This is a genomic window from Blautia sp. HA9023, from assembly GCF_056504095.1.
Map to the genome: position 1 here is coordinate 408,553 of NZ_JBWLUR010000008.1, position 25,381 is coordinate 433,933.

The 25,381-nt window shown below is 45.6% G+C and carries 16 protein-coding genes and 1 tRNA gene; 13 read left to right on the forward strand and 4 right to left on the reverse strand.

Annotated elements, in window-relative coordinates:
• The first annotated feature begins 8 nt into the window (after window positions 1-8).
• Window positions 9-1,448, forward strand: coding sequence for an ArnT family glycosyltransferase (locus AC04Q6_RS11920; protein ID WP_242996924.1), 1,440 nt, complete (start codon window positions 9-11; stop codon window positions 1,446-1,448).
• Window positions 1,449-1,615: 167 nt separating this feature from the next.
• On the opposite strand, the gene AC04Q6_RS11925 is transcribed toward AC04Q6_RS11920, so the two are convergent.
• The gene (locus AC04Q6_RS11925; RefSeq protein ID WP_118070989.1) at window positions 1,616-2,866 is read right to left on the reverse strand and encodes a D-alanyl-D-alanine carboxypeptidase family protein; all 1,251 of its coding nucleotides are present in this window, start codon (window positions 2,864-2,866) and stop codon (window positions 1,616-1,618) included.
• Window positions 2,867-3,047: 181 nt separating this feature from the next.
• On the opposite strand from AC04Q6_RS11925, the gene AC04Q6_RS11930 reads away from it, so the two are divergent.
• From AC04Q6_RS11930 to AC04Q6_RS11975, 10 genes are all read left to right on the forward strand, one after another.
• Entirely contained in the window at window positions 3,048-4,907 is a 1,860-nt protein-coding gene (locus AC04Q6_RS11930; RefSeq protein ID WP_118070988.1) for a glycosyltransferase family 2 protein, read from the forward strand.
• Window positions 4,908-4,911: 4 nt separating this feature from the next.
• Window positions 4,912-5,868, forward strand: a complete 957-nt coding sequence (locus AC04Q6_RS11935) for a glycosyltransferase family 2 protein (protein WP_118070987.1) — start codon at window positions 4,912-4,914, stop codon at window positions 5,866-5,868.
• Between the two features lie 108 nt (window positions 5,869-5,976).
• Complete coding sequence (locus AC04Q6_RS11940; protein WP_021976715.1) at window positions 5,977-7,380, forward strand: undecaprenyl-phosphate glucose phosphotransferase; 1,404 nt, start codon at window positions 5,977-5,979, stop codon at window positions 7,378-7,380.
• Window positions 7,381-7,398: 18 nt separating this feature from the next.
• A complete protein-coding gene (locus AC04Q6_RS11945) occupies window positions 7,399-8,832 on the forward strand; it encodes an LCP family protein (protein ID WP_021976714.1) in 1,434 nt (477 codons plus the stop codon).
• A 70-nt stretch (window positions 8,833-8,902) separates the two neighbouring features.
• On the forward strand, window positions 8,903-9,832 hold the full coding sequence (locus AC04Q6_RS11950; protein WP_021976713.1) for a glycosyltransferase family 2 protein: 930 nt from the start codon (window positions 8,903-8,905) through the stop codon (window positions 9,830-9,832).
• A 125-nt stretch (window positions 9,833-9,957) separates the two neighbouring features.
• The gene (locus AC04Q6_RS11955) at window positions 9,958-11,634 is read left to right on the forward strand and encodes a S1C family serine protease (RefSeq protein WP_021976712.1); all 1,677 of its coding nucleotides are present in this window, start codon (window positions 9,958-9,960) and stop codon (window positions 11,632-11,634) included.
• A gap of 172 nt (window positions 11,635-11,806) precedes the next feature.
• On the forward strand, window positions 11,807-13,192 hold the full coding sequence (gene clpX, locus AC04Q6_RS11960) for an ATP-dependent Clp protease ATP-binding subunit ClpX (protein WP_476389693.1): 1,386 nt from the start codon (window positions 11,807-11,809) through the stop codon (window positions 13,190-13,192).
• Between the two features lie 39 nt (window positions 13,193-13,231).
• Complete coding sequence (locus AC04Q6_RS11965; protein ID WP_118070986.1) at window positions 13,232-13,873, forward strand: zinc ribbon domain-containing protein; 642 nt, start codon at window positions 13,232-13,234, stop codon at window positions 13,871-13,873.
• Window positions 13,874-13,951: 78 nt separating this feature from the next.
• Window positions 13,952-15,592, forward strand: a complete 1,641-nt coding sequence (locus AC04Q6_RS11970; RefSeq protein WP_118070985.1) for a hypothetical protein — start codon at window positions 13,952-13,954, stop codon at window positions 15,590-15,592.
• A gap of 20 nt (window positions 15,593-15,612) precedes the next feature.
• Entirely contained in the window at window positions 15,613-19,251 is a 3,639-nt protein-coding gene (locus AC04Q6_RS11975; RefSeq protein ID WP_147343501.1) for a protein kinase domain-containing protein, read from the forward strand.
• Window positions 19,252-19,279: 28 nt separating this feature from the next.
• Here AC04Q6_RS11975 and AC04Q6_RS11980 read toward each other — a convergent pair whose 3' ends face one another.
• The 3 genes from AC04Q6_RS11980 to AC04Q6_RS11990 all read right to left on the reverse strand — a co-directional run bounded on the left by AC04Q6_RS11980 (window position 19,280) and on the right by AC04Q6_RS11990 (window position 20,702).
• Entirely contained in the window at window positions 19,280-19,981 is a 702-nt protein-coding gene (locus tag AC04Q6_RS11980; protein ID WP_021976707.1) for a protein phosphatase 2C domain-containing protein, read from the reverse strand.
• Window positions 19,982-19,994: 13 nt separating this feature from the next.
• Window positions 19,995-20,345 (reverse strand): DUF2500 domain-containing protein, encoded by a 351-nt coding sequence (locus tag AC04Q6_RS11985; protein ID WP_021976706.1) that lies wholly within the window; start codon window positions 20,343-20,345, stop codon window positions 19,995-19,997.
• Between the two features lie 273 nt (window positions 20,346-20,618).
• Window positions 20,619-20,702: transfer RNA gene (locus AC04Q6_RS11990), tRNA-Leu, on the reverse strand.
• 238 nt (window positions 20,703-20,940) lie between these two features.
• Here AC04Q6_RS11990 and AC04Q6_RS11995 point away from each other — a divergent pair.
• Both AC04Q6_RS11995 and carB read left to right on the forward strand, forming a co-directional pair.
• Entirely contained in the window at window positions 20,941-22,017 is a 1,077-nt protein-coding gene (locus AC04Q6_RS11995) for a carbamoyl phosphate synthase small subunit (RefSeq protein ID WP_118062010.1), read from the forward strand.
• Complete coding sequence (gene carB, locus AC04Q6_RS12000; RefSeq protein WP_119247765.1) at window positions 22,017-25,232, forward strand: carbamoyl-phosphate synthase large subunit; 3,216 nt, start codon at window positions 22,017-22,019, stop codon at window positions 25,230-25,232. Before AC04Q6_RS11995 ends, carB begins: the two co-directional genes overlap by 1 nt.
• The last annotated feature ends 149 nt before the right edge of the window (window positions 25,233-25,381 follow it).

The window sequence follows — 25,381 nt, forward strand, 5'->3', positions numbered from 1 at the left end:
AACTGATCTTGGAAAAGAAAAAAATCTGGAAAGAAGAACGGTTTCAGGTGCTGGTTCTTGTCCTGGCAGCATTTCTGCTTTTGACTGCATGGGCATTCATGCAGCCGCTGGGAGCGGGCCCCGATGAAAAAATGCGCTACATGGTGGCACAGTATCTTCATAAACATCCGGGAAAACTTCCTCTCGGAGATGATCCTGCCATCCGGGATGCCACCTGGGGAATTTCCTATGCCTATTATCCCATTCTTTCCTATATGGTATCTGCTGTATTTATGGGAATTGCAGGTCTGTTCCATGCTTCTGCCGACGGACTTCTCCATGCGGCAAGAATGGCAGATGTGCTTTTTGTGACCGGATCTGTGTATTTCGTTGTGAAAGCATCCGGAAAGCTTTTCCCAAAAGAGGGAAGATGGCTGTTTGCGGCGCTGGCAGGTTTTATGCCACAGGCACTGTTTTTGGGAACTTATGTAAATACGGATTCCCTGGCACTTTTGTCTATGGGAATTATTCTGTATTCCTGGTCCTGCTATCTGGAAGAAGGAGACTGGAGTTTCAAAAACTCGATCCTGCTGGCTGTTGGCATGGCAGTCTGCGCGTTGTCCTACTATAATGCCTACGGCTGGATCTTATGCAGCTTTCTGTTTTTCTGCCTGACAGTCCTTCTGTGCAGGGAAGAACCGGTAAAACAGAGAATCGCTTTTCTGTTTCGAAGAGGAATCGTGATCGCGGCAGTAACCCTTGTTTTATGTGGCTGGTGGTTTGTCCGGAACGCCATTCTTTATGACGGAGATTTTATCGGAAGAAAAGCCTGTGCAGAGTGTGCGGAGAAATATGCGGCCATTGATTACCGGCCGTCCAGATATCCAACACCGGAGAAACTGAAATGGACATGGAAGGATATTCTTCTGTATCAGGACCCGGGCTGGAACCATAACTGGTTACTGACAGTTCTGGTAAGTTTTATCGGAACTTTCGGACTGATGCAGATCTATATGCCTTATGGTGTGAGCAAGGCATATTTCCTGTTGTTCGGGATCGGTGGCCTTGGAGTATTGTCCATGCTGGGAATGTTTTATCCGAAGAAACGTACTGTCGTAAAAGAACGGAAAACATCAGGCACTGAAAAACTGAAGATAAAAACAGTGACTGTGTCCAATAAATGGGACAGAAAAGGAATCTTCCATCTGCTGATGATCCTTCTGATCCTGATCCCTGTGGGATTGTTCATGTATTATGTATATTACAGTGACAACCAGGCACAGGGACGTTACATCATGCCGGCACTGTATCCGGCCATGTATTTTGTGACAGCGGGCTGGAACCGTCTGCTGGAACGTTTTGTAAAAAAAGAAAATATCAGAATGTGGATCTACCGGGGCTTAAGTGCACTTCTGGTGGCTTCGCCGTTTTTGTGCTATATCTTCTTGGTGGTTCCGTTTTATCGCTGATTTTCCGAGGGGAAAATCGAAATTGACAATAAAAAATCCCTCCTGTGTATCCGGATATGACCGGTACACAGGGGGGATTTTTTAACCAAATCAAGTAAGTCCCCTGCTTCAATCGCGAAAAGCAATAAGCAGTGGGTGGGGGACTTGCATATAAGATGTGATGCAGATCAGGAGCGGATAATCCTGATCATACGCCACAGAAGCAGGATCAGGATCAGGAGGCCGGCGCCGCCGATCACAAAATAAGGAATTGGAGAGCGGGATTCTGAGTAAGCTTTTGCGGCATCCATATTGTCATCATTTTCCTGAACCTCTGCGGTAGTGCTTTCTGTGGAGGTGTCTTCCACCACTGCAGTTCCCACCTGAGCTCCGCCAAAGGAATAGGTGCGGAGAATCTGGCCATCGGATTCCGTATCTTCCGTAGTAAGATCATCCGAAGTTGCACCGGACGGAACCATTACGGTACCTCCGGACAGAATGTGGAAATCTTCTTCCGAAAGATCCAGAAGCTGGAAATTGGCAAAACCGTAGTCCATAAGAGTAACCGCTTCATTGGCTGTCTGTCCGGTCGCTCCGTTCATAACAACACAGATCAGTGTGGTGCTGTTGCGTTCAGCCGCAGTTACCAGGACGCTTCCGGAAGTAGTGGTAGTACTCTCACGTCCGCCGATACAGCCCTGGTAATAAGTGGCGGAAGTCGGATTTGTCATGGAAAAGGAACTGGTGAGGTTTCTGGCACCGCCGGAAACATTGGTGGCCGGTATGGTATAGGAAGTGGCTCCGGAAATTGTCCGGAAACTGTCATTGCTGATTGCTGCCTGCATGATCAGAGCCAGGTCGTGGGCGGTGGTGTGCTGATTATCGTCCGGAAGACCGGTAGGATTGGTAAATACGGTATTGGTACAACCAAGTTCCTGGGCGCGGTCATTCATTTTCTGGACAAAAGCATCCACAGAACCGCCGATCTGTTCTGCAACCTGAAGGGCAATATCATTGGCAGAAGCCAGCATGATCGCATAGAGGCACTGCTCCATGGTAAAAACTTCTCCGAGCTGTGAGGAAATATGGGCGCCTCCGTCGGTGACACCGGATACACCGGTTTCTGTCATTGTCACCTGATCGGTTAACTGGCTGTTCTCCAGCGCCAGAAGGCAGGTCATGATCTTAACTGCGCCGGCAGGGGAGAGCGCGGTATCCATATCTTTGGCGTAGAGAATGGTATCGGAAGAATCTTCCATGACTACGGCAGATACGGAAGTGATCTCAGGCCCCTGTGGCCATCCGCTGATGGAGTTGGTTGTAATACCGGATGTGGCGGCAGCAGCGGTTTCTTCTGTGGCGAAAACTGGAGTCTGGAACACCATGGAAGCTGAGATCCCAAAGGCCAGAAGCGCCGCGGTTATTCTTGATTTTTTCATAATATATGGTACTCCTGTATAAAAAATAATTCTTATGTAAGCAATACATACGTAAATGTTACTGTTCACTCCGTGACCAGCAACACGTAAGCACAGTATAACACACTTTCTCTCTTCCTTGCAAAAAAAATGCGGTAATGTTAAAATACGTTTATCAAATTGAGTAATACGGAGAAAATATATGAGTAAAGATGATTCCACAGGAAAGATTCAATGGGACAGGCTTGTGAAGAAGCTTTCTCCCTATACAGTACAAAAGGGCTTGAGATACCTGAAGCATTACGGACTGAAAGAATTCTGGATCAGGCTTCATGAACGCTTTGAGCCGGAAGAAGTTCCCTACGGACCGTGGTATGAGGCATACAGGCCAACCGAAGAGACTCTTGAGAAGCAGCGAAAGAGGAAATTTCCGGATGGCCCGCTGATCAGTATTGTAGTGCCTGCATATCTGACACCGGAGAGGTTCTTAAGACAGATGCTTGATTCTCTGCTTGCCCAGACATATCAGAACTGGGAACTCTGTCTCGCAAATGGCAGTCCGGAAGATCCGGATATGCAGCTTGTACTGAGATCCTATGCAGAGATGGATAAAAGGATCCGCTATGAAGATCTGAAGGAAAATCTCGGTATCGCTGAGAATACCAATGCAGCCTTTGCCATGGCAAGAGGAGATTTTATCGCACTTCTGGATCATGATGATCTGCTTGCACCCAATGCTCTGTATGAGATCGCAGCTGCACTGGAGGAACATCCGGAGGCAGATGTGATCTATACCGATGAAGATAAGGTCACAACAGATCTGTCCGAGCATTTTCAGCCACATCTGAAACCGGATTTTAACCTGGACCTTTTAAGATCCAACAATTATATCTGTCATTTTCTGGTTGTGAGACGTTCAGTTGTGCAGAAAGCCGGAGGTTTCCGCAGAGAATTTGACGGAGCGCAGGACTATGATTTTATTTTCCGCTGTGTGGAACAGGCACGTGAGGTCATCCATGTACCGGAGATCCTTTACCACTGGAGAACCCACAAATCCTCCACAGCGGATAACCCGGCAAGCAAGATGTATGCTTTTGAGGCAGGAAAGCGTGCCATTGAGGGAAATCTTGAACGAACCGGAACTCCGGGAACTGTGGAGCATACCCCGGATTTCGGATTTTACCGTGTGAAATATCCGGTGCAGGGGGAACCGCTGGTGTCCATTATCATCCCCAACCGGGAAGAAAAAGAAACCCTTCAGGCCTGCGTGGAATCCATTTTTGAAAAAACTGTCTATAAGAATTATGAGATCATTATCGTGGAGAATAACAGCAGTTCCGACGAGATCTTCCGTTACTACCGGAAGCTTTCTGAAGACCCGAGGATCCATCTGCTCCGCTGGAAAAAAGAATTCAATTATTCTGCCATCAATAATTTTGGCGTGCGCCATGCAAAGGGGGATTATCTGCTTTTCCTGAATAATGATGTGAAAGTGATCGATCCGGACTGGCTTTCGGAGATGCTTGGTGTCTGCCAGCGACAGGAAGTAGGAGCTGTCGGGGCTAAACTGATCTATCCGGACAATACCATCCAGCATGCAGGCTGTGTGGTGGGAATGGGCGGCATTGCGGGACATATGTTTGTAAATATGCCGGCAGAACGTACAGGATATCTGCATAAAGCATCCCTTCTGCAGGATATGAGCTGTGTGACAGCTGCCTGCATGATGATGAAAAAAAATGTTTTTCTGGAAGCCGGTGGCTTTACAGAAGAACTCGCGGTAGCATTTAATGATGTAGATCTCTGCCTGAAAGTGAGAAGCCACGGCCATCTGATCGTCTATGATCCGTACGTGAAACTTTATCATTATGAGTCCAAATCAAGAGGTGCGGAGGACAGTGAGGAAAAAGTCCGTCGATTCCAGTCGGAAATCGAATATATCCGTTCTCACTGGATAGACATCCTCAAAAACGGAGATCCGTACTATAACAAAAATCTTTCTCTGTCAAAATGGAATTATTCCCTGAAGCCTCTTCCGGGAATGGGAAAGAAGAAGGGATGAACCAATGCAGGAAGTATCAGTAGTCATACCGAATTTTAACGGGATGGCATATCTGGATGGTGTGCTTTCAAGTCTTGAGAGACAGACCATCCGCAATTTTGAGGTTATACTGGTGGACAATGGGTCCACAGACGGCAGCTGTGCTTTTGTTTCTGCGGAATATCCGTGGGTCCACATGATCCAGCTTCCGGAAAACTATGGATTCAGCAGGGCTGTGAATGAGGGAATTCATGCGGCACGCTCTCCGTATGTACTGCTTCTGAATAATGACACGGAAGCAGAACCGGATTTTCTGGAAGAGATGGTAGCGGCCCTCAGAAGACATAAAAAAGCTTTTTCCTGCCAGGCAAAAATGATCCAGCTTCATGACCATGACAAGATGGACGATGCGGGAAATTATTACTGTGCACTGGGATGGGCGTTTGCCAGAGGGAAAGATAAGGATATTAACCATTACGATAAAGAGCAGAAGATTTTTTCCGCCTGCGCGGGAGCTGCCATTTACAGAAAAAAAATCATCGACCGGATCGGAGATTTTGATGAAGAGCATTTTGCCTATCTGGAGGATCTGGATATCGGTTATCGCGCCCGGATCTTTGGGTATCAGAACTGGTATGCTCCAAAGGCGAAAGTTTATCATGTGGGAAGCGGAACAAGCGGTTCCAGATATAATCAGTTTAAGATCCGGTATTCATCCAGAAATAATATTTACCTTATTTACAAGAACATGCCGTTCCTTCAGATCGTTCTGAACCTTCCATTTCTGCTTGTCGGATTCGGGGCAAAAATCCTGTTTTTTGCGTCAAAAGGCTTTGGCAAGGAGTATCTGGCAGGAATTAAAAATGGCTTCCAGATCAGCCGGAAGAACAGGAAAGTAAAGTTTTCCATGAGGAATTTTCCACGTTATATCCAGCTGCAGGTTGAGCTCTGGATCAACATTTTTAGGCGATTTGCCGGTTAAAACTCCATATTTTCACAGAAATTTTATATTTCGGAGGGAAGATTTTGTTGCTTTTGGGATGCATCTATTATAAGATAAAAGCAATGAACTTAAATGAGGTGACGGAAATTGATTAAAGATAACCAGAAAAATTTCAGTCGTCTCCATATGCTGATCGATGTATTTGTGATCGCAGCCTCTTATGCGCTGGCGTGGCTGATCCGTTTCCAGGGAATATTTGAACATTCCGCAGTTCAGTCCAAGACCGTTCAGGAATATATGTTTATGCTGATCTTTATCATTCCTGGATATGTGCTTTTATATCAGGCATTTGATCTTTATACACCGATGCGAATGCAGGGGCGTCGTCTCGTGCTTGCCGGAATCGTGAAGGCAAACGCGTTAGGGCTCCTTATCATCATGTTTGCACTTTATAATTTTAAAGAACTGGATTATTCCCGTCTTACACTGGTTTCCTTCTGTTTTATCAATATTGTCCTGGAATGGCTTGTACGCATGTTTGTGTTTTACATTCTCCGGGACATGCGGAAGAAAGGAATGAACCAGAAACAGGTGCTGCTGGTTGGATACAGCCGTGCCGCTGAGGAATATGTGGACAGGATCCTGCAGAATCCGCAATGGGGATATGTGATCAGGGGCATACTGGATGACAATGTGCCGGCAGGCACTACCTATAAAGGAGTCAAGGTGATCGGGCGTATTGCCAATCTGATGATCATCCTTCCATCCAGCCGACTGGATGAGATAGCTATTACCCTGGGCTTAAGTGAGTATTATCGTCTGGAAGAGATTGTTGCACTCTGCGAGAAATCAGGAGTACACACGAAATTTATTCCGGATTATAATAATATTATTCCGACCAAACCGTATACAGAAGACATTCTCGGACTTCCGGTGATCAATATCCGGTATGTGCCGCTGAGCAATACGTTTAATGCAATGATCAAGAGGACGATGGATGTGATCGGTTCTTCGATCGCGATCATTGTTTCATCGCCGGTGATGCTGATCCTGTGTATCCTGATCAAGCTGACCTCTCCTGGTCCGCTGATCTATAAACAGGAACGTGTTGGCCTTCATAATCAGACTTTCCGGATGTATAAATTCCGTTCCATGGAGATCCAGAAGGAGTCCGAAGAAAAGAAAGCATGGACTGTAAAAAACGATCCACGTGTCACCGGAATCGGAAAATTCATGCGTCATACCAGTCTGGATGAACTTCCACAGCTTTTCAATATCCTGAAAGGGGAGATGAGCCTTGTGGGACCGAGACCGGAGAGACCGTTTTTTGTAGAGAAGTTTCGTGAGGAAATACCACGGTATATGGTGAAACATCAGGTGCGTCCGGGCCTTACCGGATGGGCACAGGTAAATGGTTACCGTGGAGACACTTCTATCAGGAAGAGGATCGAATGTGATCTGTACTATATCGAAAACTGGTCAGTAGGATTCGATATCAAGATCATGTTCCTCACCATATTTAAAGGCTTTATCAACAAGAATGCATACTAAAAAGGGGAAAAGGAAAAGATGTCAAAACCTCGGAAAAAAAGAAGAAAAGTTCTGTTTATCCTGGAAATTATCGTACTGCTCCTGTTTATAGGAGGCTTATATGTTTACGGTCAGATCTCAGCCAAGCTGGACAAGATCGATATTCAGGAAACAGATCTTCAGGAACAGGATATCGTAACCAATGACCAGGCACCGCAGATGACGGGTTATACCACATATGCACTGTTCGGACTGGACCACAGAAGCAGGAATGAGAAGCTGAACACAGAGAACAGTGATACCATCATCATTGCAAGTATCAACAACGACACGAAGGCAGTCAAGCTGGTATCTGTTTACCGAGACACACTTCTCAATGTGAAAGATGATACCTATTCCAAAGCCAATGCAGCATATGCCCTTGGAGGACCGGCACAGGCAGTTAATATGCTGAACACAAACCTGGATCTTAATATTACAGATTACGTATCCATTGATTTTGACGCACTGGTAACAGTAGTAGACTGTCTGGGAGGACTGGATATCCCGCTTTCCTATGCGGAGATCGTTCATATGAACAACTACTGCGTGGAAACTGCGGAAGAGACTGGCAAGAGTTATACACCGGTAGAGCTGCCGGAGCCGAAGCCGGAAGATCAGGAAGCGATTGTCGGAACCTATCATCTGAATGGTGTACAGGCTACTTCCTACTGCCGTATCCGTTATACGGCAAGCCTGGATATGGGACGTACAGAGAGACAGAGAAGAGTTATCCAGATGATCGTTGACAAGGCAAAAAAAGCCGGCCTTTCCACAATCTTTGATATCATGGATCAGGTTTTCCCGATGGTCAAGACATCTGTTTCCAAGACAGAGATCCTGAAGCTGATCCCGGCAATGATCGGATACTGCATTGATGAAACAACGGGATTCCCGCAGGACTATAAATTTGCTACAGTTAAGGGCAGTGTCATTGTACCGACAACTCTGGATTCCAATGTACTGAAGCTGCATCAGTTCCTGTACGGAAATACAAATTATACACCGACACAGGATGTACTGAACAAAAGTGCGCAGATCGCTGCGATTGTAGGCGGTGGACAGGTACAGGATACAGCGCCTGCGGTAACGGACGCTCCGAATACAACAACGGATAATTCGTATACCTGGGAGGGAAGTACAGACACTTCTGCCGATTACAGCTACGATGACACGGATTACAGTGATAATACAGACTACACGGATTACGGCAATGACACCAGCGATGATACGGATTATTCCGGTGGTGGAGACGATTCGAATACAGATTATTCCGGCGGCGGAGACGATTCAGGAAACGACGATTCCGGTGCAGGAGATACTGGCGATGATACGTCTGGAGGCGGAGATGAATCCGGCGGAGATGACGCTGGGGGAGATGCTGGCGGCGGAGATGGCGGCGCAGGAGCTGACGATCTCTCAGACGGAGAATAAAAAATTAAAATAATCAACCAGCAGAAGGGACCATCCGGTGAGGGTGGTCCTTTCTGGACAGGAGAGAATTATGAATGCAGTAAAAACAGATGTAATCATACCGGCATATCACCCGGGAGAAGAATTTGACAAACTTCTGGAGCGCCTCAGCGCACAGAAATATCCTGTCAATAAGATCATAGTTATGAATACAGAGAAAAAATTCTGGAGAGAAAACTGGGAACAGAAGTATCCGCTGGTGGAAGTCCACCATCTTACAAAACAGGAATTTGATCATGGTGCAACAAGAAGAAGGGGAGCAGAGCTTTCGGATGCGGAGATCCTCATATTTATGACTCAGGACGCATTACCGGCAGACAGAAATCTGGTTGGAAATCTTGTTCAGGCTGTTGCCGGGAATGAAAAGACAGGAGCGGCCTATGCACGACAGCTTCCCAAAAATGACTGCGGTTTCCTTGAAAAATATACCCGTTCGTTTAATTATCCGGAGCAGTCCTGCCTTAAAACAGAAAAAGATGTAGAGACCAGAGGAATCAAGACATATTTTTGCTCAAATGTCTGTGCAGCATACGATCACAGGATCTACAATGAGATCGGCGGATTTCCGGAACATGCTATTTTTAATGAAGATATGATCTATGCAGGCTGGATGGTAAAAAAAGGTTATGCGGTTGCTTATGCAGCAGAGGCTAAGGTTTATCACTCTCATAATTACAGCTGCAGCCAGCAGTTTCACAGAAATTTTGATCTTGGCGTTTCCCAGGCAGAGCATCCGGAAGTTTTTGAAGGAGTTCCGTCTGAGGGGGAGGGAGTGCGCCTGGTAAAAAAGAGCCTGTCTTATCTTCTGAAAACCGGACATATCTGGATGATCCCCGGACTGTTTTTTCAGAGTGCTTCCAAGTATGCCGGATATTTCCTCGGAAAAAGATATCAGAAACTTCCTGAAAGACTGATCCTGTTTTGTACTATGAGTCCGGAATACTGGAAAAAACAGAAATGATCAGGAAGAATCAGCGGGTCACGATTTTTTAAAGGATATATCACAGTTTGAACACAATTGCCTGTTAAACTGTTTTTTATAAAGCAGATGGCATAAGAAAAATTTGAGAAGGGAGCACCAGGGTCATGAGTGAAGAAAACAGATGGGATGAAGATCTGCCAGAGGTAAACGAAAATGTTCCAACAGAAGAGAAACCTCTGGATACTTTTGGAAATACAGATACCGGCAGTGCTGCAGATAACAGTACTGAAAATATAGATATTGCACAGAAACCAATGGCTCATCCATATTCCGCAGGCCGGAGAATGCAGGAGAACGGTTACGGAAATGGAACAAACAGCAGCAATTTTCAGAATAATACCAGTTTTCAGGAAAAACCGAAATATGCACATTATGAAGTGCATCAGCCGCAGGCAGGAAATTATGCGGGAGGAAGTATTCCACCGAAGAAACCTCATAAACCGAAGACAGCTCATGGAGGCGGGAACGGCGGCTTTGGAAAGAAGGCTGCAACAGCCGTTGCCCTGGCAGTGATCTTTGGACTGGTGGCAGGTGCTGTTTTTCAGGGAGTAAATATTGCGGCAGATAAATACAGAGATAATAACAGCAGCAGTACACAGATCGGAAAAACAGAAACTGTTACCGGTACAGAAAAAAGCACAGATGGCAGTTCCACAGAATCCAGTGTGAAAAGCATCGTAGCAGAGAGCGGAACAGTAGCCGGAGTTGCACAGGCGACGATGTCCTCGATCGTTGCGATCACTTCTGTCAGTGTACAGGAGATCCCGAGCTTTTTCGGATATGGAACAAGACAGTATCAGAGTGCGGGAAGCGGTTCCGGAATCATTGTAGGTGAGAATGACAGTGAACTTCTGATCGCAACGAATAATCATGTGGTATCCGGCGCAACAACACTTACCGTATGTTTTGCAGGCGGAGATGTAGTCGGTGCGGAAGAAGAGACACAGGCGATGGCCAGTGGCGACAGTATTACAGACAGTTCAGATAGCAGTGTGGATGTGAATAATGCGGTATCAGCCAAGATCAAGGGAACAGACGAAGAGAACGATCTGGCAGTAATTGCTGTAGAGAAGTCCGATATTCCGGAAGAGACGATGAATGAGATCAAGATCGCACAGATGGGAAGTTCCGACGATCTTGTAGTAGGTGAGCAGGTAGTTGCGATTGGTAATGCTCTGGGTTATGGCCAGTCAGTCACTTCCGGATGGGTAAGTGCCCTGAACCGTACCATCAGCACAGAGGATGGTGATACCAGTGGACTGATCCAGACAGATGCGGCTATCAATCCCGGAAACAGTGGTGGTGCGCTTCTGAACATGAAAGGCGAAGTGATCGGGATCAATGCGGCCAAATACGCAGACAGTCAGGTGGAGGGAATGGGATATGCAATTCCGATATCCAAAGCAGAACCGATCCTGGAAGAGCTGATGAACCGCGAAACACGTGATAAAATAGAAGACACTTCAAAAGTTGGTTATATGGGAATCAAAGCTGCGGACCTTACAACAGAGGCAATCCAGATGTACAATATGCCGGCAGGAGCATTTCTTACAGAAGTTACACCAGGTGGTGCGGCAGATAAAGCCGGGATCAAAAAAGGTGATATCGTTGTAAAACTGGATGGGCAGAAGGTAAGCGGCAAGAATGATCTGGTGGATAAACTTCAGTATTACGAATCAGGCGAAACCGTGGAAGTGGTAATTGCAAGAGCAAATAACGGAGAATATAAAGAAGAAACCGTAGAAGTCACTCTTGGAAGCAAGCCGGCTTCTGACAACTGAAAAAAGTGACAACTGAAAACAGAAATCTGGACAGGGAGCTGCGTTTTTTGCGGCTCCCTGTTTTATAAAAACTTAATTTGATACGTCGGGATTATGTGGTATAATATGCATTATGACACAAGACGGAAAACGAAACCGGCTTCCGTCTTATAAAAACCAGAAAGGAAATGTTATGGCAGATCAGTTTGATAATAATAAAGACAATGACCAGGAGCAGAAATACGAGAAATTCTGCTTTTTATGCCGCAGACCGGAGAGTCAGGCAGGGAAGATGATCGACCTTCCCAATAATATACATATCTGTGCAGACTGTATGCAGAAGAGCTTTGATACTATGAATACACAGATGAGCAATGGAAATTATTCCGATCTTTTTAACATGCCAAATGTGAGCATGATCGATCTTAGCAGTCTTCAGAATCCGGGAAATCAGGCGAAGAAGATCAAGAAGAAATCTGAAACCCCGAGGCCGGTGATCGATCTTAAAGATATCCCGGCACCGCATAAGATCAAGGCAACGCTGGATGAATATGTGATCGGACAGGAATATGCCAAGAAAGTAATGTCCGTAGGTGTATATAATCATTATAAGAGAGTTGCTACGGACACCATGGATGATATTGAGATCGAGAAATCCAATATGCTGATGATCGGACCGACAGGATGTGGTAAGACTTATCTGGTAAAAATGCTTGCCAAACTCCTTCAGGTGCCGTTGGCTATTGCAGATGCCACCTCTCTTACAGAGGCAGGATATATTGGTGATGATATCGAGAGCGTGGTATCCAAGCTTCTTGCAGCAGCAGATAATGATGTGGAGAAAGCAGAGCACGGAATCATCTTTATCGATGAGATCGACAAGATTGCCAAGAAGAAGAACACCAATCAGAGAGATGTCAGTGGTGAGGCTGTGCAGCAGGGACTTCTGAAACTTCTGGAGGGAAGTGAGGTCGAGGTGCCGGTAGGTGCTACCAGCAAGAACGCAATGGTCCCGATGGTGACTGTAAATACAAGAAATATCCTGTTTATCTGCGGCGGTGCTTTCCCGGATCTTGAGAATATCATCAAGGAGAGACTGAACAAGCAGGCTTCTATCGGATTTTACGCAGATCTGAAGGATAAATATGACAATGATCCTCATGTACTGGAGAAGGTAACTGTAGATGATCTCCGTGCATTTGGAATGATCCCGGAGTTTATCGGACGTCTTCCGATCATCTTTACACTGAATGGACTGACAGAAGACATGCTTGTGAAGATCATCAAGGAGCCGAAGAATGCCATCCTGAAACAGTACCAGAAACTTCTGGCGCTGGATGAAGTAAAGCTTGAGTTTGAGGACGGAGCACTTCATGCTATTGCACGTAAGGCACTGGAGCGTCACACAGGCGCCAGAGCACTTCGTGCGATTCTGGAAGAGTATATGCTGGACATTATGTACGAGATCCCGAAGGATGATAATATCGGTGAGGTAGTGATCACAGAAGGATACATCCAGGGAAATGGCGGACCGAAGATCCTGATGCGTGGTCAGGAAACTCCGCTGCTGGAGGGATAAAGATAACACAGGAAGCAAATAAAAAGGAGCGTGACAGATATGGCGAAGAGCAGTTTTTGGGATGATCTTGGAAATGCACTGACACGGAAAGCGAAGGGCCTCAGTTCCAAGGCGGAGAATCTCTATGAGATCCAGAAGATCCGCAATAAACTTTCTGCACAGGAGCGTATGATAGAAAAACTGATGATGGACATCGGAAAAATGATCTACACCCGTTATGAACACGGAGAAGCTGTTGACGGAGAAGTGGGAGCAATCTGCGAGGAGATCAGCCAGCACATGCTGGAGGCGGATCACTTCCGGGATGCCATTGCAGCCAGCAAGGGCGAGAAGTTCTGTCCGGCCTGCCATAAGGCAGTAATGAGAGAAGCAAGTTTCTGCCCTTACTGCGGCGCCGCGTGTCCGACAGCAGAACTGGAAGAAAAAGCCACTGACGTGATCGAGCAGGCAGAGGAAGAACTGAAAGACGCAGCAGATGCAGAAGTTACGGAAGCAGAGGAAGTAACAGAGGCAGCAGAAGAAACAGAAACACCGGAGAAGGAAGTATCCGGAAGAGAAACGGAAACGATGAAGACTGAAGAAGCCGCTCCGGAAGCAGAGACTTCGGAAGAAACAGATACGCAGGAAGTGGTGGAAGAAGCAGAAGAAACTGCAACAGAATCTGAAGAAAAAACGGAATAAATATTTGAGATGTGGCAGGCTCCTGAGAGAAAGGGAGCCTGTTGCTGTATTTTTTACAGGGAAAGGAAACGAAAACACATGGAAAATACTTGCCTTCAATATGAGAACAGTCTCACAAGACAGGCAGAAGAATCAATGGATATATGGACGAAAGAACTGGCAGATATGAGTGAAGAACTGATGAACGATCCGATGGCTGTTGTCAGGAGCCTGAACGATGCCAGAAATCTCTGTACAGCCGGATTTTTGATGAGAAGGCAGATACAGGCATCTTTTTCTGAACTTTTGCGTGATGCTTCCGAAGAAACAGGGGAATCCTATGAAGATCTGACCGTAAATAACAATGTCCCATGGCCGGAGAAATTTCTTAAGAATCTGAGTTCCAGGCTGGAAAAATATATGTTAAAGGAACAGAACGAGGTAGTGAAGGCAATCGAATGGTTTCAATGGCTCAGTGACAAAAAATATCCCAGAAAAAGAGAACTTGCGGTAAAACTGTCTTTCCTTTTAAATATGGATGATTATACTACGACAAAATTTCTCCTTGCCTGTGGACACGAACCGTTCAGCGTAAGAAATCCGCTGGACTGTATCTGCCTGTTCTGTAAAATGCTGCGTCCCCAGGGTGACTGGACTAAAGTTAAAAGCATACTCAAAAAATATGAACAGAACAGACCACAGGATGCAGAAGATGGCGGGATAACGCAGACTGTGGGAAATATCGGCATGACCAGAATGATCAGTAACCATATACCGGAACTGGCCGGTATCAGTGTTCCGGAATCTGAGCGGGAAGATATGGAAGACAAACTGATCGAATATATGTATTCTGTAGATCCAGAGTTTACCAGACGAAAAATCCTCGTGAAGAAAGATAAAAAAACGAAAAAAGTGGTATCGGATAATCTTTCTGTTTACTATTCCGGATACTCCCTGCAGCGAAGAAAAGACCTGATGGAACTGACACGCTATCTTGTAAAACTGTATCCAACTTACGATTACTGGGCATATCACAAAGGTGACCGCAGAAACGATGCAGTCGGAAAGGTTTCAAATTCCGGAGATAACCAGGTTAAAGTTGAGATCGCGGAAGATGGTTATCCGGATATGGGAAGTCTGGCCAGAGCATTTATGTGTGCTCATGGCTGGCAGTTTGCAGAACCCGGGGAGCTTGGCCTGCCATCACATGGAAGTCTGAAGACGAAACATGACAATATACCATTTAATAAAGAAATTTATCTTGTGTGTAAGGCTTATGAGAGAAGCAACCGTCTGGGAGCAATCAGACGCTTTGTGGAAAAACCGGACAATGCGGTCATTGTTGAACGTAAAGATATACTGTTGCTTGCGTATCTTTTTATTTCCGGATATTCAAGAAATGAAAATGAAGATTTACGGAATGAACTTTATGAAATGGCAGAAGCAAACGAAGAAAAACATTTTTCTGAAAATATGGAAAACATTCTCGGGCAGCTGGAAGATGTTGTTGACAGCTGGGATGAATACGAAAAAATAGAAGGTTATATCAGCTGCATCAATGGATTTCTGATGATGTTTTCTTTTGAACCACTGTATCCGCCATTTCCTCTGGACCGGTTTGTTCTTTATGCGCTTGTGGCGGAGGGGATAGGAACACCGGGGCTGTCATGGGATGGAAAAACCGAGAATTTAAGTGATATGTGGCTGGAATCCGGATATGGAAACGTAGAAGAAGTGTGAATGAGAAAAAGGAAAAAACAATGCGAAAAGTACTGCAGGAAGGAACATGGATCCGTTTATCCCAGGGTGAACTGTATAAAATTACCGGAAAACCTATCGGAGAAGGCGGCGGAAGTATTGTATACCCATGTAAAAAAATATCTTATCTTGATGGGAAAATTACAGTCAGTGAAATTGACTATGCGTTAAAAGAGTGTTTTCCGCTGTCAGCTGCGTTTGTTTTTGAGAGAAGAGAAGATGGTGAGATCGTATCTGCGTCAGAAGATCCGGCATCCGTCCGTTATCTGGATTCTGTCAAAAAAATGCAGATGCAGGAGCAGGAGATAACAGGGAAAATTTACAATACCGCTGCCAGAACGATTCCCGTCATCAGCGCTTCCGGGGAAGTTGAGCTCTCTTTTGATGAGGGACATACTTTTCATCTGGTAAATAACACTGTTACAATCATGACATCACTGGAATCCAAAGGAAAAGCACTGAAATCTTATCTTTCCCAGGGAGAAAAATTTTCGGTTGTCCAGGCATTTCAGATCATAAAACAGGTATTATTCGCGGTGAAAGAAGTTCATGAAGCAGGTTTTCTCCATCTGGATATCCAGGACGGAAATGTATTTATAAAAGGAAGCCTCTCAGAGGAAGATAAGCTTGTTTCTCTGGTGGATTTTGGAGCGGCGAGACCTGTCTGTGAGGATGGATTATGTCCTGCGATCCGTGACAGGGCATTGTTTTCCACCATCGGATTTGAGTCTCCGGAGATTGTCGGGAGAAATGATGGAACTCTGAGGCTGGGAGCAGAATCGGATTTGTACAGCGTGGGATATCTGCTTCTTCTGATGCTGACCGGAAAGAGATACACTCAGAGGGAGCTTGACTCCGCGAATATCGGCCTGTATCTCTCAAAAAGAAAACTGAAAAAGCTGAACTGTCCGGCTCATATGGCGGATAAAGTCCATCAGATCATTTCGAAAGCGTTAAAGAAAACGCCGGAGGAGCGATATCATTCCTGTGAAGAAATGCTGGCAGATGTATCGGATCTTATTCATGCGCTGCAGCCGTATAAAAGCGATCTTTCCCAGGTTGTATATGATGCGTTTATCTGCTATCGTCATGGGAAAACGGACAGCCAGGCTGCAAAAATACTTCAGCAGAAACTGGAACATTTCCACATTCCGTGGATGCGTAAAAATAAAATAAAAAAGATCAGACGGGTTTTTATGGACGAAGGGGAACTGTCATCCTGTTCTGATTTTGGGCTCCAGATCCGGGAAGCACTGAAAAATTCGGGATGGCTGATCGTGATCTGCTCTTCTGAAACCAAAGATTCCCCCTGGGTTAATCTGGAAATAAAAACATTTCTTGAATTTCATGACAGATCCAGGATACTTGCCGTAGTAACAGAGGGAGAACCGGAAGATGTTTTCCAAAAGGAACTGCTGGGCAGTGACAGGACCGCAGAGGTCCTTGCGGCCGATGCAAGAGGGGAAACACCGGAACAGGTGCTCCGAAATGTAAAGAAAAACGTACTGTTAAAGATTGCGGCTCCAATCTTAGGAACCACATATGATTCCCTGAAACAGAGGCAGAGAAATTATATCATAAAGAAATATGCAGTCATTGGATCTCTGGCTGTGCTGATGGCAAATGCTTTTTTCCTGTTTGCCATGGACAGAAACCACAGGATCGAAGAACAGAACCGGCGGATCATGGAAAACCGGGCGGAGGATCAGGTGGCTCTGTCTGCGGAACTTCTGAAGGAAGGAAACCGGGAAGAAGCGTTACAGGCTGCTCTGGAAGCACAGGAAGAAGGGGATACACCAGTGATCCCGGAAGAGATCTATGCATTGAATTCTGCCCTGTACAGTTATCATCATGAAGGAAACGTAGAAGGTTTCCGGCCGGACAGACAGGTGGAACTGGAAAATAATACAACGGATATCGGTGAAAGCAGTCCGGATGGAAAGGTGTTTTTCTGTCTGGATGAATCGGGAATCGCATATTTTTACAATATGGAAGACTGGTCTTTGAAGTGGAAGTGTAAACTGGAGGAGGAAACTTCTGCATTTATAGATGGAAAGTTTGTTTCTGAGGGAAAAATATTGTTGTTTTCACAGAACACAGCGTACTACACAGACATCGAACAGCAGAAATGTATAAAAAGGATTCCGTTAAAAGAAGAGGACAATATGCTGGAAACTCCGGTCTGGGCACTTCATGATGGAATGCTTGTATTTGGCTGCGAGTCTCTGGATGGAGTTTATGTGTATCGGTATGACCTGAACCAGGACAGCATGGAAAAGATCAGACTGACTGTGGATGCAATGGATCATATAACTTCCATCGCAATTTCTCCGGACGGAAATACTCTGGCAGTCAGCTGGCTTGATTATGCTTCCGGGGATATCTGGGACGGAGGCATTCAGACGGTTGATCTGAATACCGGAAAACAGACAACACTGGAAGCTAATCATGTTTCCGTGATCCGTTTTATCAGTAATTCGGAATTCCTTACCATAGAATGTGAGAACGTGCCTTTTGGAAGTGGTGGAATCGATGATAAAAAAAGATACCGTGAAGCAATATATCAGATGGAAAAGGGAAGAGTGTGGGAAAATACGACCCATTATCTGCGGACACAGTATGAAGATTCTCTGTATGCAGATGCAGCAGTATATGAAAATTTTCAGTTTGACAGTGAAAAAAAGGCAGACGTGATCTTGGTCAACCTGGGTACACATCTGATGATCATTGACAGGAATACATATAACATATTATGTGAAGAAGATTTTTCATATCCAATCGTGAAACTGGCAGTGTATAATGAAAGTACAGTGCTGCTTGGCCTTGCGGACGGAAGTGTGGAACGGTTCTGGATGGATGATCGTCAGAAGATTTTTTCCGCGGAAGACAGTTCTGTTGGCGGTTTTTTATATGATGCGAATAAAAAAGTGATCATTCAGATGAAGGACGGGACGCCGTTTCTGGTCATTTCTCAGATCGCGCAGGATACATCCATGAAACCGGCAGAGGCACAGGATATAAAAAAGAAAATTCAGACAGAAAAAACTGTGGAGAAGACGACAGAAGGAACACGGGTTCAGGGAGCGTCAACAAAGCGTTTTGCAGTCATAAATGATACATCGATCGATGTGTATGACGGAGAGAAGAAAGAGCCGTTTTTCACGATTTCCCGCAATGGGGCAGAGGAACCACTGGTGGCATTTTTTAAAGAAGATGAACAGCTGGTGGTATACTGCGACAGAAAAGTTACGATCTGGGATCTTGCTTCCGGAAAAAATATCGCCACACAGGTGGTGGATATGGATTCTGCACAGAAAACAGATATTTTGGCAGATCCGAAAGGCAGATATCTGGCGCTGTATACAAGAGAGGGCCAGGTAAGCGTCCATTCCCTTGACGGATGGCTGGAAAGAGTACTGAATATCTATTCTGTGGATGAAAATTCTCAGCTGCACCCGTATGCGGATATTCCTTATGCTTATGTGGATCTTGAGAAAGAGATGATATATGCGCTGGGACGGGATGACGACAGATATTATGGTATTTCTTTCTACGGGTACAGAGAGCTGAGGGAGAAAGCGGAGCAGATCCTGGGGGACAGAAAAGAGAAAACGGTGGATATCACATATATTTTCGGATGATTTTGCAAAAATGTCCGGGGCACTGACGTCATTGCCTGGAACAGGGAGCATCTAACTCACAGAGCACATAGCTCATATCATCAAAATTTCTGGTGTTTATCATTTTCTGATTCAGGAGATCCTGATTCTGCACAGAAAAGATACCGGAAGTGAGTGGCGCGTTCAGGCCGTTCATTCCATCGGATAAGAGGATGATCCTTCTGGCACCAGGTTTTGTCCAGCGATAAAAGCGCAGGTAATAAAAAAGCGGGCAGTTCATGGTCAGATAGGTTGAATTTGGCTGATCTCCTCTCTGAGGAGAAGAGACAGTCTTAAGGAGATCACTGCTGCCAACGTTCCACAAGATGCTGCCGTCTCCCAGATGAACACCGACAAATCTGCCGTCATTGTCTATGGAAATGGCAAGCATGGTTGTTGCCAGCAGCCGGGGATCGATCTGCATTTCTTTTGCCATTTTTTTTAATTCAGTGTCCACAGTCCTGGTCAGTTGCATCCGGATATCGGGAAGGGCACCATGAAGATACTGTTCGAAATTAAGATGAAGATTTCCGGCCAGAGTACTGGCAGCTACACTGGCCGCAATGCCACCATAGGGGCTGCTTCCAGCCCCGTCGCATAAAACTATGGTTGTCTGTGTGGCATCGGAAAGTATTCTGATCTGATCCTGACACCGGCTGATGTCAAATCCGTGGCATTTTCCGGCAGTGCGGAAAGATCGAACATGTATCATAGGAAATGTCCTTTCAACGCATTGGTGGACGGTTTTCTTTCTGGAAGGAGAGAATGGTGATTCCCTGGTAGCGAAGGATTCCGATATCGCCTGCAGAAAAAAATACTTTACGTGGTTCGAAAGTTCTGAGTTTTAAACGTTCTCCGTTTTCGAATTCTACAAGATACCATCCAACGAAGAGAGTATCTGTGATTTTTTCAAGGATTTTTGCACGTGTTGCGAAGACAGGTTTGTTTTTATCGGATTTTTTTATAAAATAGAAAATAGTCCAGACTAAAATAGCAAAACCAGCCATTATAATAAAAAATGTTGTGAAAGCGCCAAAAAGTGCATCGTAATCATAAGTATTAAATCTAATTGTCATTATTTTTTCCTCCTGTTGTAAATATGAATGAAGTTAACGTGTATCGGTGTCTGAGATTTATGGCTTCATGATCAGGTCCTCCTTTTGTTTTGGAAATGTGTTGTTCTTTGAACTGACTACATCATAGCGAAAATGGGAGAGGACCCGGGTTTTACTTTTTTCCTGGTATTTTGTGGAGGAAAAATGGAAAAAATAAAAGAGCTGCTGCCTTCCGGATGAAAGTTCCTCCGGGAAGCAACAGCTCCTTTTGATTTTGGATAAAATAAAAAAGAATGCAGGAAATGGGACTTGAACCCACACGATCTTGCGACCACAGGCACCTGAAGCCTGCGCGTCTGCCAATTCCGCCATTCCTGCATTTTGTCAACCGGCTTACTTCGCTTTGTTTAGCTCCGTTCGTCGACTGCTCACTTATAATAACCCAGGAACTAAAGAATGTCAATAGAAAAATTCAAAAAAATTAAAAAAATTCAAAAAAAATATTTTAAGTTAGTTTTATACATTTTTTTTGCATATGGTGTTGAAAAATGACGATTCCTGTGATACAATCTTGAAGATTTAGGATAAAATAAGAGAACAAAGAAAGGGAGATTGTATGAAAGCATTTCTGATATTGGAAGATGGCCATGTATTTACAGGAACTAGCATTGGTTCTGCAAGGGAAGTCATCAGTGAAATTGTCTTTAACACTTCCATGACCGGTTATCTGGAAGTAATGACAGATCCTTCTTACGCAGGACAGGCGGTGTGTATGACATATCCGCTGATCGGAAACTACGGAATCTGTTATGATGACCAGGAATCAAGGAAGCCGTGGATTGACGGATTTATTGTACGCGAATTATCACGAGTTCCCAGCAACTTCAGAAGCGTAGACACCATTCAGCATTTTCTGAGCAAAAACGACATTCCGGGAATCGCAGGAATTGATACCAGAGCACTGACTAAGATCCTTCGTGAGAAGGGAACCATGAACGGAATGATCACAGTTGACGAGAACTATGACCTGGATACAATCATCCCCAGATTAAAAGCATATACAACAGGAAAAGTGGTAGAGAAGGTTTCCTGCCGCGAAAAGGAAGTGCTTAAGGGGAACGGACCGAAGGTTGCGCTTCTTGATCTGGGCGCCAAGAGAAACATCGCACGCTCACTGAATGAGAGAGGATGCCAGGTTACCATTTACCCGGCTCTGACACCGGCAGAAGAGATCCTTGGAGACAATCCGGACGGCATCATGCTCAGCAACGGCCCTGGAGATCCGAAGGAATGCACTTCTATTATTAAAGAAATCAAGAAACTCTATGACTCCGATGTGCCGATCTTTGCCATCTGTCTTGGACATCAGCTTATGGCTCTTGCAACAGGCGGAGATACCCATAAGATGAAATACGGTCACAGAGGTGGAAACCATCCGGTCAAAGACCTGGAGACAGGAAGAGTTTATATTTCTTCCCAGAACCATGGCTACGTAGTAGACGCAGAAGGCCTTGAGGAGAAAAACATCGCACATCCTGCATTTGTAAACGTCAACGACGGAACAAACGAGGGTATGGCATATAATGGAAAGAACATCTTTACCGTACAGTTCCATCCAGAAGCATGCCCGGGACCACAGGATTCCAGTTACCTGTTTGACAGATTCATGAAGATGATGGGAGGAGAGAAATAATGCCAAGGAATAAGGACATAAAAAAAGTACTTGTGATCGGCTCAGGTCCGATCGTAATCGGCCAGGCAGCAGAGTTTGACTATGCAGGAACCCAGGCATGCCGCTCTCTGAAGGAAGAGGGCATGGAGGTTGTACTTTTAAACTCCAATCCTGCTACCATCATGACAGATAAAGACATCGCAGACAGAGTTTACATCGAGCCTCTGACTGTTGAGGTCGTAGAGCAGCTGATCCTCAAAGAAAAACCGGACAGTGTACTTCCTACACTGGGTGGCCAGGCAGGACTGAACCTTGCCATGGAGCTTGAGGAGAAAGGCTTCCTGAAAGAGCACAATGTACGACTGATCGGTACCACAGCAGCTACCATCCGTAAGGCTGAGGACCGTCAGGAGTTCAAAGATACCATGGAAAAGATCGGCGAGCCGGTTGCAGCATCCAAGGTCGTTACAACCGTAGAAGATGGTGTGGAGTTTACACAGACCATCGGATATCCGGTTGTTCTCCGTCCTGCATACACACTTGGTGGAAGCGGCGGTGGTATCGCACACAACGAGCCGGAGCTTCGTGAGATCCTTGAGAATGGTCTCCGTCTTTCCCGTGTAGGCGAGGTTCTTGTAGAGAGATGTATCGCCGGATGGAAAGAAATCGAGTACGAGGTAATGCGAGACAGCGCAGGAAACTGCATCACAGTCTGCAACATGGAGAACATTGACCCGGTTGGTGTCCATACCGGTGACTCCATCGTAGTTGCTCCTTCCCAGACACTTGGAGATAAAGAGTACCAGATGCTTCGTACATCTGCGCTTAACATCATCACAGAACTTGGTATCACAGGTGGATGTAACGTACAGTACGCTCTTCATCCGGAGAGTTTTGAGTACTGTGTCATCGAGGTTAACCCTCGTGTAAGCCGTTCTTCCGCACTTGCAAGTAAGGCTACCGGTTATCCGATCGCCAAGGTTGCGGCCAAGATCGCACTGGGCTACACACTGGATGAGATCCCGAATGCCATCACAGGCAAAACATACGCAAGCTTCGAGCCGATGCTGGACTACTGTGTCGTTAAGATCCCGCGTCTGCCATTTGATAAATTTATCACAGCAAAACGTACACTGACTACACAGATGAAAGCTACCGGTGAGGTTATGAGTATCTGCCATAACTTTGAGGGGGCTTTAATGAAAGCCATCCGTTCCCTGGAGCAGCACGTAGACAGTCTGATGTCCTACGATTTCTCCCATCTTTCTGATGAGGAACTTCTGGACGAGCTGAATATCGTGGATGACCGCCGTATCTGGAAGATCGCAGAAGCCCTGAGACGAAATATTTCCCAGGAGAAACTTCACGAGATCACCAAGATCGATATCTGGTTCATCGACAAGCTGGCAATCCTTGTTGAGATGGAGCAGGCTCTGAAGACCCAGAAACTGGACAAAGACCTTCTTCTGGAAGCAAAACGAATGGAGTTCCCGGACTACATCATCGCAGATCTCACAGGCAAGACAGAAGCCGAGATCAAAGAGCTGCGTAAAGAGTACGGCATCCGTGCAGCATATAAGATGGTAGATACCTGTGCGGCAGAGTTTGCGGCAGAGACACCATACTATTATTCTGTATATGGCGATGATCAGACAGAGAACGAAGCAATCGAGACCAAAGATAAAAAGAAGATCCTGGTACTTGGTTCCGGACCGATCCGTATCGGACAGGGTATCGAGTTCGACTTCTGCTCCGTACACTGTACATGGGCATTTGCAAAAGAAGGATACGAGACTATCATCATCAACAACAACCCGGAGACAGTAAGTACAGACTTTGATATCGCGGACAAACTGTATTTCGAGCCACTGACACCGGAAGATGTTGAGAATGTTGTAAATATCGAGAAACCGGACGGAGCCGTTGTTCAGTTCGGTGGACAGACAGCCATCAAGCTTACCGAAGCACTGATCAAGATGGGCGTGAAGATCCTTGGAACATCTGCTGAGAACGTAGATGCCGCAGAGGACAGAGAGCTCTTTGATGCCATCCTTGAGAAATGCCAGATCCCGAGACCGAAGGGACACACCGTATTCACAGCAGAAGAGGCGAAAAAAGCTGCCAACGAGCTGGGATATCCGGTACTTGTCCGCCCGTCCTACGTACTTGGAGGACAGGGAATGCGTATTGCTGTCAGCGATGAGGATGTGGAAGAGTACATCGGAATCATCAACCAGATCGCACAGGAGCATCCGATCCTTGTTGATAAATATCTCATGGGTAAAGAAATCGAGGTCGATGCGGTATGCGACGGTGAGGACATCCTGATCCCTGGAATCATGGAGCACATCGAGCGTGCAGGTATCCACTCCGGAGACAGTATTTCCGTATATCCGGCACAGACCATCAGCCAGAAAGCAAAAGATACCATTGCCGAGTACACACGTCGTCTTGCACAGGCACTTCATGTGATCGGTATGATCAATATCCAGTTTATCGTTGTAGGCGAGGATGTATATGTTATCGAGGTTAACCCACGTTCCAGCCGTACAGTACCGTATATCAGCAAGGTAACAGGAATCCCAATCGTTCCTCTTGCAACAAGAGTCATCCTTGGATACAAGATCAAAGAGCTTGGCTACACACCGGGACTTCAGAAAGAGGCAGAGTATTTCGCAATCAAGATGCCTGTATTCTCCTTCGAGAAGATCAGAGGCGCAGATATCAGCCTTGGACCTGAGATGAAATCCACAGGTGAGTGCCTTGGTATTGCAAAGACCTTCAACGAGGCTCTTTACAAAGCATTCATCGGAGCAGGAATCCGCCTTCCGAAACACAAACAGATGATCATCACTGTGAAAGATGAGGATAAAAAGGATATTATTCCGATCGCCAAGAGATTTGAAGCTCAGGGATACCGTATCTTTGCAACAAGAGGTACTGCAAATGTCCTGACTGAGAACGGAATCAAGGTAACACGTACCAACAAGCTGGAGCAGCCGTCTCCGAACCTGATGGACCTGATCCTTGGCCACAAGATCGATGTTGTCATCGATACACCGCCACAGGGCGTTGAGCATCAGAAAGATGGTTTCGTCATCCGTCGTAATGCTATCGAGACAGGCGTTAACGTACTTACAAGCCTTGACACTGCAGAGGCGCTGGTTACAAGTCTTGAGAACACAGACCTGAACAATCTGACTCTGGTAGACATCGCGAAGATTGATAATCGCTAAAGGTCATGAAAATGTAAAAAAAGCGTAAATTTTGTGAAATGGAAATTTCAAAGTTTACGAATTGCAAAATATGTAATATACTGATAAGGACGGGGCCGTTGTTTACATGCCGGCTCTGTCCTTATCTTGCGTTGGACGTAAATTACGAA

What these genes read in the sequence shown, in the direction of transcription:
- AC04Q6_RS11925 (WP_118070989.1), bottom strand. Translation starts at nt 2,866, where the DNA reads ATGAAAAAATCAAGAATAACCGCGGCGCTTCTGGCCTTTGGGATCTCA.
- AC04Q6_RS11930 (WP_118070988.1), top strand. Translation starts at nt 3,048, where the DNA reads ATGAGTAAAGATGATTCCACAGGAAAGATTCAATGGGACAGGCTTGTG.
- AC04Q6_RS11935 (WP_118070987.1), top strand. Translation starts at nt 4,912, where the DNA reads ATGCAGGAAGTATCAGTAGTCATACCGAATTTTAACGGGATGGCATAT.
- AC04Q6_RS11945 (WP_021976714.1), top strand. Translation starts at nt 7,399, where the DNA reads ATGTCAAAACCTCGGAAAAAAAGAAGAAAAGTTCTGTTTATCCTGGAA.
- AC04Q6_RS11950 (WP_021976713.1), top strand. Translation starts at nt 8,903, where the DNA reads ATGAATGCAGTAAAAACAGATGTAATCATACCGGCATATCACCCGGGA.
- AC04Q6_RS11955 (WP_021976712.1), top strand. Translation starts at nt 9,958, where the DNA reads ATGAGTGAAGAAAACAGATGGGATGAAGATCTGCCAGAGGTAAACGAA.
- clpX (WP_476389693.1), top strand. Translation starts at nt 11,807, where the DNA reads ATGGCAGATCAGTTTGATAATAATAAAGACAATGACCAGGAGCAGAAA.
- AC04Q6_RS11965 (WP_118070986.1), top strand. Translation starts at nt 13,232, where the DNA reads ATGGCGAAGAGCAGTTTTTGGGATGATCTTGGAAATGCACTGACACGG.
- AC04Q6_RS11970 (WP_118070985.1), top strand. Translation starts at nt 13,952, where the DNA reads ATGGAAAATACTTGCCTTCAATATGAGAACAGTCTCACAAGACAGGCA.
- AC04Q6_RS11975 (WP_147343501.1), top strand. Translation starts at nt 15,613, where the DNA reads ATGCGAAAAGTACTGCAGGAAGGAACATGGATCCGTTTATCCCAGGGT.
- AC04Q6_RS11980 (WP_021976707.1), bottom strand. Translation starts at nt 19,981, where the DNA reads ATGATACATGTTCGATCTTTCCGCACTGCCGGAAAATGCCACGGATTT.
- AC04Q6_RS11985 (WP_021976706.1), bottom strand. Translation starts at nt 20,345, where the DNA reads ATGACAATTAGATTTAATACTTATGATTACGATGCACTTTTTGGCGCT.
- AC04Q6_RS11995 (WP_118062010.1), top strand. Translation starts at nt 20,941, where the DNA reads ATGAAAGCATTTCTGATATTGGAAGATGGCCATGTATTTACAGGAACT.
- carB (WP_119247765.1), top strand. Translation starts at nt 22,017, where the DNA reads ATGCCAAGGAATAAGGACATAAAAAAAGTACTTGTGATCGGCTCAGGT.